Source organism: Kitasatospora purpeofusca (genome assembly GCF_000718025.1).
Taxonomy (GTDB): Bacteria; Actinomycetota; Actinomycetes; order Streptomycetales; family Streptomycetaceae; genus Kitasatospora; species Kitasatospora purpeofusca.
This window is the reverse complement of record NZ_JODS01000056.1, coordinates 32,553-44,225: the sequence shown is the minus strand read 5'-3', so window position 1 is coordinate 44,225 and position 11,673 is coordinate 32,553. Positions and strand designations below refer to the sequence as shown.

The window sequence follows — 11,673 nt, the reverse complement described above, 5'->3', positions numbered from 1 at the left end:
TGAGATCGCGGCCGCCTGTGTGGCCGGCGGCCTGAGTCTCGACGACGGGGCCAGGGTCGTCGCGTTGCGTTCCCGCGCGATCAAGGTGCTGGCGGGGCGTGGCGGCGCTCGCCTTGTGGGCGGGGCGGTTGTCGGTGGCGGCGGTGAACGGTCCGTCGTCGACGGTGGTGTCGGGCGACGCGGACGCGGTCACGGCACTCGTGGAAGAACTCGTCGGCGAGGGTGTGCGGGCCCGGGTGATCGAGGTCGACTACGCCTCGCACTCCGCGCACGTCGAGGAGATCCGTGAGCAGGTGCTCGCCGACCTGGACGGCATCGTGCCTCGCTCCGGTTCGGTGCCGTTCTATTCGAGCGTGACCGGTGGCCTGTTGGACACCAAGGCCCTCGATGCCGGGTACTGGTACCGCAACCTGCGGGAGACCGTCGAGTTCGAGCGGGCGACCCGCGAGCTCCTCGCGGCCGGGCACCGCGTCTTCGTCGAGTCCAGCCCGCACCCCGTGCTGGGCGTGGCGGTGGGGGAGTCGGTGGAGGCCGCCGGCGCGGACGCTGCGGTGCTGGGCACGTTGCGGCGTGAAGAAGGCGGCCCGGAGCAGATGTTGCGCGCGGTGGGCCGCGGCTGGGAGTGCGGACTGGAGGTGGACTGGTCGGGTGCGTTCCCGCAGGGCCGGCGGGTGGACCTGCCCACCTACGCCTTCCAGCGGCGGCGGTACTGGCTGACGGCCCCCGCCGCCGTCCCGGCCGGCTCCGCCGAAGACCGCTGGGACGACCTGGAACTGCAGGACCCCGCCCAGCTCGCCGAAACCCTCGGGGTCGGCCGGGAAGCCCTGGACGAAGTCCTGCCCGCCCTGACTTCCTGGCGCTCCGTCAGGAAGCGTGAACGGAAGGCGGAGTCCTGGCGCTACCACGTCGCCTGGGCGCCCCTGTCGGTCGCGCCGGCGGACGGCCTCCCCGGTCGCTGGCTCGCCCTGCGTCCCGAGCGCGACGACGCGGCGGCAGTCCTGGACACCCTCGGCGAGGCCGGAGCCGACCTCCTCCCCTGCCTCGTCGCCGATCCGGGTGCGACCCGCGAACAACTGGCCGCTCTGCTCACGACGACCGCGGGGGAGCAGCCGATCGCCGGCGTGCTGTCCCTGCTGTCCTGGGAGGAGCGCTCCCACCCCGGACACCCCGACCTGCCCGGTGGTCCGGCGCTGACCCTCGCGCTGATCCAGGCACTGGAGGACACCGGCCTCGATGCCCGGCTCTGGACGCTGACGAAGGGAACGGCGGTCCTGGGCGGCGCGGAGCGGCCCGGACACGTCGGTCAGGCCGCGTCCGCCGCCCTGGGCCGGACGCTGGCACTGGAGCACCCGCATCGCCGGGGCGGTCTGATCGACCTGCCCGAGGTGCTGGACCTCCGGGCCGCCCGCCGCCTGTGCGCGGTGCTCGCGGGAGCCGTGGCCGACGAGGAACAGGTGGCGGTGCGCTCCACCGGGGTGCACGGACGCCGGCTGCGGCCCGCGTCGCCCGTGCACCCCGCGTCGCCCGTGCCGCCGAAGGACCGCAAGCGCGGCGCGGACGGCGCGGACGGCGGCGCCGTCCCGGAGCGGACGCGACCGCGGTGGCAGGGCACGGTCCTCGTCACCGGCGGTACCGGTGGCGTCGGCTCGCACACGGCGCGCTGGCTCGCGGGCCAGGGCGCGGAACGGCTGCTGCTGGTCGGCCGCCGCGGTGCCGACGCACCCGGTACGGACGAGCTGCGGGCGGAACTGACGGCGCTGGGTACCGAAGTGGCCTTCGCGGCCTGCGACGTCGCCGACCCGGCCGCACTGGCGGCGCTGGTCGCCGGCATCCCGGCGCGACACCCGCTGTCCGCCGTGTTCCATGCGGCGGGCGTCCTCGACGACGGTGTGCTCGACGCGCTGGACCCCGCGCGGCTCGCCGTGGTGCTGCGCGCCAAGCTGACCGCCGCACGGAACCTGCACGAGGCCACCGCGGGTCTCGACCTGTCGGCCTTCGTGGTTTTCTCGTCGGTGATGGGCGTCGTGGGCAACGCCGGGCAGGGCAACTACGCGGCCGCCAACGCGGCCGTCGACGCACTCGTCGCCTCCCGCCGGGCCGTCGGGCTGCCCGGCACGTCCGTGGCCTGGGGCGCCTGGGCCGGGCCCGGCATGCTGGCGGACGACGTCGCCGCACGGCTGCGGGACTCGGGCATGCCGGTGATGGAGCCGGAAACGGCCGTCACCGCGATCGGCCGGGCACTCGCGGAGGACGACACGCTGGTCGTGGTCGCCGATGTCGACTGGAGGCGCTTCACCACGGGCATGGGCCCGTGGTCCGCCGCCCTGCTCGACGGGATACCGGACCCGGCCGCCGCGCGGCCCGTCCCGGACACCGCCGCACCGTCGGCGGCCCGGGAGGGCGGCGGCTCCGCCGACGTCCTGCGGCAGCGGATCGCCGTACTGCCGCGCCACGAGGACCGGGTGAGGACCCTCACCGAACTGGTGCGAACCCACGCGGCGACGGTCCTGCGCCACCCCGACGTCGACACGGTCCGGCCCGGAAAGGCGTTCTCCGCGCTCGGCTTCGACTCGCTGACGGCGGTGGAGCTGCGCAACCGGCTCGCCGCCGCCACCGGACTGGCCCTGCCCGCCACCGTCCTGTTCGACCATCCCACAGCGTCGGCGCTGGCCGACCGGCTGCTCGCGGACCTCGACCTCTCCCTGCCGCACGCGGCGAGCGTCACCACCGGTTCCGTCGGCGCCGTCGGGTCCCTCGGCGCCGGGGCGGTCCGGTCGGCGGAGCCCGGCAGCAACGAGCCGATCGCGATCGTCGGCATGGGCTGCCGCTTCCCCGGCGGGGTCGCACGGCCCGAGGACTTCTGGCACCTGCTCTCGAAGGGCACCGACGCCGTCGGCGACTGGCCGTCGAACCGGGGCTGGGACACCGAGGGTCTGTACGACCCGGACCCCGACCGCGCCGGCACCACGTACAGCAGGCAGGGCGGCTTCCTGCACGACGCCCCCGAGTTCGACGCGGAGTTCTTCGGCATCTCGCCGCGCGAGGCACTGGCCATGGACCCGCAGCAGCGGCTGCTCCTGGAGACCGCCTGGGAGGCGGTCGAGGGCGCCGGGCAGGATCCGACCGCACTGAAGGACCGGCAGGTCGGCGTCTACATCGGTACCAACGGCCAGGACTACTCCGCGCTGCTGGAGGGCGCCGAGGGAGTGTCCGAGGGCCATCTGCTGACCGGGAACACGGCCAGCGTGCTGTCCGGGCGGCTGTCCTACGTCCTCGGCCTCCAGGGGCCCTCGCTCACCGTCGACACCGCGTGCTCCTCGTCGCTGGTGGCGCTGCACCTGGCCGTGCAGGCACTGCGGCGCGGCGACTGCGAGCAGGCCCTCGCGGGCGGGGTGACGGTGATGAGCACCCCGCGGCTCTTCGTGGAGTTCAGCCGTCAGCGCGGGCTCGCCGCCGACGGGCGGTGCAAGGCGTTCTCGGCGGAGGCGGACGGCACGGGCTGGGGCGAGGGCGCCGGAGTGCTGCTGCTGGAGCGCCACAGCGACGCCCTGCGTCACGGCCACCCCGTTCTCGCGCTGATCAGCGGCACCGCCGTGAACCAGGACGGTGCCAGCAACGGGCTCACCGCTCCCAACGGCCCGTCCCAGCAGCAGGTCATCCGCGCCGCCCTGGCCGACGCCGCGCTGCGCGCCGACCAGATCGACGCGATCGAGGCCCACGGCACCGGCACGAGGCTCGGCGACCCCATCGAGGCGCAGGCGCTCCAGGCCGTCCACGGACCGGAGCGTCCGGCGGACCGTCCGCTGTGGCTCGGCTCGGTGAAGTCCAACATCGGGCACACCCAGGCGGCGGCCGGGGTGGCCGGGGTGATGAAGATGGTGCTGGCCATCCGCCACGGCGAACTGCCGGGGACCCTGCACGCCGGGACGCCGAACCCGCACGTGGACTGGTCCGGCGGCGGCATCCGCCTGCTCACGACACAGACCCCGTGGCCGGAGACCGGGAGCCCGCGCCGGGCGGGGGTGTCGTCCTTCGGCATCAGCGGCACCAACGCGCACGTGATCGTCGAGCAGGCGCCCGCCATCGCGGTCGTGCCCGGCCCGGACCCGACCGGTGCCCCGGACCCGACCGCCGTCCCGGACCGGACCGGCGCCGCGGCCGGGCCCAACCCGGACGCGGCCGCCACGACGGCCGCCACGACGGCCGTCGCGGCGGTCACCGCCGGCGCCACCGCCGCCCCCACCGCCCGCCGTACCGGCCCGCCCGTGCCGCTGCTGCTCTCGGCCGGCACACCGGAGGCCCTGCGGGCCCAGGCCGACCGGCTGGTGGGCCGGCTCGATGCCGACCCGGACGTCGAACTGGCGGACGTCGCCTACTCGCTCGCCACGGGACGGGCCCCGCTCGAACACCGGGCCGCCGTCCTGGGACGGGACCGGGAATCCGTCCGGCACGCGCTCACCGCACTCGCGCGCGGCACGGCAGCGGGCCGACTGCTCACCGGCGGCGCCGTGCGCTCCGGCCGGACCGCCTTCCTCTTCCCGGGACAGGGCAGCCAGCGGGCCGGGGCCGGCGCGGAGCTCTACCGCGAGGACCCGGTGTTCGCCGACGCCCTCGACGAGGTGCTGACCGCCCTGGACCCGCACCTCGACCTGGGCCTGCGCGACGTCCTGTTCGCCGAGCCCGGAACCCCCGGTGCGGAGCTGCTCGACCGCACCCGGTACACCCAGCCCGCGCTGTTCGCCCTGGGGACGGCGCTGTTCCGGCTGGTCCGGCACTGGGGCGTACGGCCGGACCTGCTGATGGGGCACTCCATCGGCGAACTCACCGCCGCCCACGTGGCGGGCGTGCTGGACCTGCCCGACGCGTGCGCACTGGTGGCGGCCCGGGGACGGCTGATGGACGAACTGCCCGAGGGCGGGGCGATGGTGGCAGTGGAGGCCACCGAGGAGGAAGTGCGCCGGGCCCTGCTGGACGACCGCGCCGGGCACCCCGTTCCGGAGCGGGAAGCGGACCTCGGCCGGAACACGGGCCGGGACGCGGGGCAGGACGCGGTGGACATCGCCGCCGTCAACGGGCCCACCTCCGTGGTTCTGTCCGGTGACGCGGACGCGGTACAGCGCCTGGCCGGGGCCTTCCGCTCCCGAGGACGGCGCACCCGGCGCCTGAGCGTGAGCCACGCGTTCCACTCCGCCCGGATGGACGGCATGCTCGACGCGTTCCGGGACGTGGCCGAGTCGCTGGCCTACCACGCGCCGGGCATCGAGATCGTCTCCAACCTGACCGGGCGTACGGCCACGGCCGCCGAACTCCGTTCCCCCGACCACTGGGTACGCCACGTCCGGGGCACCGTGCGCTTCCTGGAAGGGGCCCGCCGGCTGCGGGCCGAGGGTGCGACGACGTACCTCGAACTCGGACCGGGCGGCGTGCTGTCGGGCATGCTCCACGCCTGCCTCCCCGACCCCACCTCCGATCCCACCTCCGACTCCGACTCCGGCTCCACGCCCGGCTCCAGCTCCGGCTCCACGTCCGGCTCCAGCTCCGCCCCGGGCGGCGCCGGGACGGTGCCGCTGCTGCGCGACGGCCGGGGCGAGTCGGACGCGGTCCGCACCGCACTCGCCTCGCTGCACCTGCGCGGCGTGGCGGTGGACTGGTCGGCGGGCTGGAGCGGCACCGACGTGCGGCGGGTCGACCTGCCCACCTACGCCTTCCAGCGCAGGCGCTTCTGGCCGGAAGCCGCACTGGACCCGGCCCCCGCCGCCTGGCGCTCCCGCCGGGGGACCGCCGTCCCCGCGGTCCCCGCCGGCCCCCAGCGCTACCGCATCGCCTGGGAGCCGCTCACCGGGCCCGCGCAGCCCGCCCTCTCCGGCCGCTGGCTGCTCGTCACCCCGGACGGACCCGGCGCCGAGGACACCGCACTCGCCTGCGAACAGGCCCTCGCCGGGCACGGTGCCGACGTGGTCGTGATCCGGGTCGGGGCCGCCGTCGAACGCGCCGAACTGGCGCTGCTGATCCCGGAGTTCGGTGCTCTGGAGGGCGTCCTGTCCCTGCTGGCCCTGGCCGAGGGACCCCACCCGGACCTGCGGACGCTCGACGCCGGCCTGACCGGGACCCTGCTGCTGCTCCAGGCCCTGGGCGACAGCGGCATCGACGCACCCCTGTGGTGCGCCACCCGCGGCGCCGTGGCGGCGCGCGGCACGGAGGAGGTCCGCCCCGAGCAGGCCCAGGTGTGGGGCCTGGGCCGGGTGGCGGCACTGGAGCACCCGCAGCGCTGGGGCGGCCTGGTCGACCTGCCGGACCTGCTGGACGGGCCCGCGCTGGACGGGCTGTGCGCGGTGCTGGCCGGACGGGACGGCGAGGACCAGGTCGCCGTACGCGGCCCGGAGGCGCTGGGCCGCCGGCTCGTCCACGCGGCGGAGCCCGCGACACCCGCGCCCGCACCGTGGACGCCGCGCGGCACGGTCCTCGTCACCGGCGGCACCGGTGGCCTCGGCGCCCAGGTGGCGCGCTGGCTGGCGGAGCGCGGCGCGGAACACCTCGTCCTCCTCGGCCGGCGAGGCCCCGAGGCCCCCGGGGCCGACGCGCTGGTCGACGCCCTGGCGGCGCTCGGCGCCCGGAGCACCCTGCTGGCCTGCGACGTCGCCGACCGGGCCGCGCTGGAACGGGTCCTGGAGCGGCTGGACGACGAGGGCGACACCGTACGGGCCGTGGTGCACGCCGCGGGCCTCACCTCGGACACCGCGCTGACGGACTGCACGCCGGAGGAGCTGGCCCTGCGGACGGCGGCCAAGACGCGCGGCGCGGCCCACCTCGACGCCCTGTTCGAGGGTCGCCCGCTGGACGCCTTCGTACTGTTCTCCTCGATCTCGGCCACCTGGGGCAGTGGCGGACAGGGCGCGTACGCGGCGGCCAACGCCTACCTGGACGGCCTCGCCGCGGCGCGGCGCGGCCGGGGCCTGGCGGCGACCTCGGTGGCCTGGGGCCCCTGGGCCGGCGCGGGCATGGCCGACGGCGCCGTGGGCGACGGCCTGCGCCGCCACGGGCTGGTGCCGATGGCCCCTGCGGCGGCGCTCTCCGCGCTCGGCCTGGTGCTCGCCCTGGACGAGGGCGAAGCGGTCGTCGCCGAGCTGGACTGGAGCCGCTTCGCGCCCATCTTCGGTTCGGTGCGGGCCGGCGCGCTGCTGCGCGACCTGCCGGCCGCCCGGGCGGCGGCCGGCGGCCCCGCGGCTGCGGACACCTCCACCGGGTCCGGACCCGGTACCGGCGGCGACCCGGCGTGGTCGCACCGGCTGCACCGGCTGTCCGGGCCGGAGGGCCGCAAACTGCTGACCGAGCTGGTCCGGAGCGAAGCGGCCGCCGTGCTGGGCCACGAGTCGGCCGCCGGCTTCGCGGCCGACCGTCCGTTCCGCGAGGTGGGCTTCGACTCGCTCACCGCCGTGGAACTCCGCAACCGGCTGGTCGAGGCCACCGCTCTGCCGCTCACGCTCACCTCGGTCTTCGACCACCCGACGGCAACCGCCCTGGCTGCCCACCTCTTCGCCGGGCTGAGCGGCACGGAACCGGACGCCGACGGCACGATGGGCACGACCAGCACGGCCGGCACCACCGCGAGGGACTCCGCGGCCGCCCCTGCGGCGGCCGACGAACCCCTGGCGATCGTCTCGATGGCCTGCCGGTTCCCGGGCGGCGTCCGCTCGCCCGAGGACCTGTGGCGACTGGTGGCCGACGGAGTGGACGCGGTCGCCGCGCTGCCCGCCGACCGCGGCTGGCCGCTGGACACCCTCTACGACCCGGACCCCCTGCACCCGGGCACCTTCTACACCGAGGGCGGCGGATTCCTGGACGGGGCGGCCGAGTTCGACGCGGAGTTCTTCGGCATCTCCCCGCGCGAGGCACTGGCCATGGACCCGCAGCAGCGGCTGCTGCTCGAAACCAGCTGGGAGGCACTGGAGCGGGCCGGACTCGATCCCGCGTCGGTGCGCGGCAGCGAGGGCGGCGTCTACGTCGGCGTCGCCGCCCAGGGCTACGGCACCGGTCCGCAGGACCCGTCCGACGAGGTCGAGGGGCACCTCCTCAGCGGCACGGTCACCAGCGTCGCCTCCGGCCGCATCGCCTACACCCTCGGCCTCGGCGGCCCCGCAGTGACCGTGGAGACGGCCTGCTCGTCCTCGCTGGTGGCACTGCACCTGGCCGGCCAGGCCCTGCGGGCCGGGGACTGCACGTTCGCGCTGGTCGGCGGTGCCGCGGTGATGGCCAGCCCGGACGTCTTCGTCGAGTTCAGCCGTCAGCAGGGCCTGTCGCCCGACGGCCGCTGCCGCTCCTTCGCCGAAGGGGCGAACGGTACGGGCTGGGGCGAAGGGGTGGGTGTCCTGCTCGTGGAACGCCTCTCCGACGCGCGCCGCCTCGGGCATCCGGTCCTCGCCCTCGTCCGGGGCACCGCGGTGAACCAGGACGGTGCCACCAACGGCCTCACCGCGCCGAGCGGCCCCGCGCAACAGCGGGTGATCAGGGCCGCGCTGGCCACGGCGGGACTGTCCGGCGCCGACATCGACCTCGTCGAGGCGCACGGAACCGGCACCGTGCTCGGCGACCCCATCGAGGCGCAGGCCCTGCTGGCCACCTACGGCCAGGACCGGCCCGCCGAACGCCCGCTGTGGCTGGGGTCGCTGAAGTCCAACATCGGGCACACCCAGGCCGCCGCCGGGGTCGCCGGGGTCATCAAGACGGTGCTCGCACTGCGGAACGGAGTGCTCCCCGCCACCCTGCACGCACAGGAGGCGTCCAGCAGGGTGGACTGGTCGGCCGGCGCGGTCCGGCTGCTCGCCGAGGCCCGCCCCTGGGACGCTCCGGACGGGGACCGGCCGCGCCGGGCCGGCGTCTCCGCGTTCGGCATGAGCGGCACCAACGCCCACGCCGTTCTGGAGGAGGCAGCCGCCGAGGACGCCCCGCTGTCCGGAGGCACCCACGGCGATCCGTCCGAGGACACCGGGACCGCGGTTCCGTGGCTGCTCTCCGCGATGACCCCCGCGGCCCTGCGCCGGCAGGCGCGCCGACTGGGCGAGCACCTGCGGGCCGACCCCGACGGGGGCGCCGCCGGACCGGCCCGCGCGCTCGCCACCACCCGCCCCGCCCTGCCCTTCCGGGCCGCCGCCACCGGCCGCGACCGCGACGCGCTGCTCGGCTGGCTGGACGCCCTCGCGGTGGGAGAGCCCGCACCCGACGCCGTGCAGGACCGGGCCCGCGGCGGCCGTACGGCCTTCGTCTTCCCCGGCCAGGGCTCGCAGTGGGCCGGCATGGCCGTGGCGGCCCTCGACACCTCCGAGGCGTTCGCCGCCGCCATAGCCGACTGCGAACGGGCACTCGCCCCGCACACCGACTGGTCTCTGACCGAGGTGCTGCGCGGTGCGCCCGGCGCACCGACGCTCGACCGCGTGGACGTCGTCCAGCCGGTGCTCTTCGCCGTGATGGTCGCGCTGGCCGCGCACTGGCGCGCCACCGGAGTCACCCCGGACGCCGTCGTCGGGCACAGCCAGGGCGAGATCGCCGCCGCCTGCGTCGCCGGAGCGTTGTCGCTCGACGACGCGGCCCTCGTGGTGGCGCTGCGCAGCCGGGCGCTGCTGAGGCTGGCCGGACGCGGCGGCATGGTGTCGGTCGCCGCCTCCGCCGAGCGGACCACGAGTCTGCTGCCCGCCGGCGGACGTGTCTGCGTGGCCGCGGTGAACGGCCCCGGAGCCGTGGTCGTCGCCGGGGAGCCCCAGGAGCTGGCCGCGCTGCTCGCGGCCTGCGAGCGGGAAGGCGTCCGGGCCAGGACGATCCCGGTGGACTACGCGGCCCACTCGGCCCAGGTCGCCGAGATCGAGGACGAGCTGCGCGAAGCCCTCACCGGGATACGCCCCCGTGCCTCGGCCGTCCCGATCTACTCGACGGTGACCGGTGGACCCGTCGCCGGAGAGTCGCTCGACGCCGCCTACTGGTACCGCAACCTGCGCGAGCCGGTCGACTTCGTCGGCGCGACCCGCGCCCTGCTGGACGCGGGTCACACCCTGGCCGTCGAGGTCAGCCCGCATCCGGTGCTGCTCGCCGGGATCGAGGCGGTGGCCGCGGAGGCCGGGCGGGAGGTGTCGGCGGTCGGCACGCTGCGGCGCGGCGACGGTGGCCGGGACCGGCTGCTGGCCTCACTGACCGAGGCGTGGGCGGCCGGCGGCGGTCCGGTGGACTGGTCGCCCTGGACGGGGGACCCCGGGCCGGACGGCCCGGCACCCGTCCTGCTGCCGACGTACCCGTTCCAGCGCGACCGGTACTGGCTGCCCACACCGGGCCGGACGGCCGCCGCGGTCACTGCCTCGGCCACCACCTCGGTGCCGGCCGAGGAGACCGCGCAGGCGGCGGGCGACGACGACGGCACCCCCGCCGTACGACTGGCCGCCCGGCTGGCCCCGCTGGACCGGCGGGCCCGCCGTCAGGCGGTGCTCGACCTGGTCGTCCGGCACGCGGCCGCGGTCCTCGGCCACCCCGGAACCGGTCCGGTGCGCGCGGAACGCGCCTTCTCCGAGGTCGGCTTCGACTCGATGCTCGCGGTGCGGTTCAGGAACGCGCTGTGCGAGGCCACCGGGCTGGCCGTCCCGCCGACGGTCGTCTTCGACCACCCGACGCCCGAGGCGCTCGCCGACTACCTGGACGCGGAGCTGTCCGCCGCGCCCGAACCGCCCTCGCCGCTGCTGGCCGAGCTGGACCGGCTGGCCGCGCTGCTCGCGGCCGTCCCGCCCGGAGCGGCCGACACCGACGGGGTCGGCGACCGACTGGACGAACTGCTGCGCGGCTGGGGCCGGCGCGCCGGCGCACCCGGCGGCGGGGCACAGCCGCCCGGACCGGTGGACGACCTGGCCGCGGCGACGGAAACGGCGACAGCGGACGAGCTGTTCGCCCTGATCGACAACGACTTCGGAAACGCCTGAGAGAGAGCTGGCCCTGATGTCCGACGACAAGAAGCTGCTCGAGTACCTCAGGCGCGCCACCGCGGACCTCGGTGACGCCAGGAGGCAGCTGCGCGAGGCCGAGCAGGCCCGCCACGAACCGATCGCCATCGTCTCGATGGCCTGCCGCTACCCCGGCGGCGTCGACACGCCCGAACTGCTGTGGGACCTGGTCTCCCGGGGCGCCGACGCGGTCTCCACCTGGCCGGTCAACCGCGGCTGGGACCTGGAGGGCCTGTACGACCCGGACCCCGAGCGGCCCGGTACCTCCTACACCCGGCACGGCGGCTTCCTGCACGACGCGGCCGAGTTCGACGCGGAGTTCTTCGGCATCTCGCCGCGCGAGGCCCTGGCGACGGACCCGCAGCAGCGGCTGGCGCTGGAGACCGCCTGGGAGGCGGTCGAGCGGGCCGCCATCGACCCCCGCACGCTGCGCCGCACCGGCACGGGTGTCTTCCTCGGGGCGATCGGCAACGGCTACGGCGCGGGCTCGCGCCACCTCCCCGAGGTCCAGGGCCTGCTGGACACCGGGACGGCGAGCAGTGTGGTCTCCGGCCGGATCGCCTACACCCTGGGCCTGGAAGGGCCCGCGGTGACCGTGGACACGGCCTGCTCCTCCTCCCTGGTCGCCCTGCACCTGGCGATCCGGGCCCTGCGGGCGGGGGACTGCACGCTCGCCCTGGCCGGCGGGGTGTCGGTGATG

2 protein-coding genes and 2 pseudogenes are annotated in these 11,673 nt (G+C 76.3%); 3 read left to right on the top strand and 1 reads right to left on the bottom strand.

Features of this window, described 5'->3' with window-relative positions:
• Positions 1–193, bottom strand: a 193-nt coding sequence (locus IF01_RS51705) for a hypothetical protein (RefSeq protein ID WP_244215787.1), incomplete at its 3' end; no start/stop codon positions are given.
• Here IF01_RS51705 and IF01_RS51300 point away from each other — a divergent pair.
• From IF01_RS51300 to IF01_RS50705, 3 genes and pseudogenes are all read left to right on the top strand, one after another.
• Entirely contained in the window at positions 135–10,952 is a 10,818-nt protein-coding gene (locus IF01_RS51300) for an SDR family NAD(P)-dependent oxidoreductase (protein WP_375341027.1), read from the top strand. The two genes, IF01_RS51705 and IF01_RS51300, sit on opposite strands and share 59 nt — an antisense overlap.
• Before the next feature lie 16 nt (positions 10,953–10,968).
• A pseudogene (locus tag IF01_RS51845) lies at positions 10,969–11,016 on the top strand (polyketide synthase docking domain-containing protein); the annotation flags it as partial.
• Positions 11,017–11,088: 72 nt separating this feature from the next.
• Positions 11,089–11,613: pseudogene (locus tag IF01_RS50705) on the top strand (beta-ketoacyl synthase N-terminal-like domain-containing protein); the annotation flags it as partial.
• Positions 11,614–11,673 lie beyond the last annotated feature (60 nt).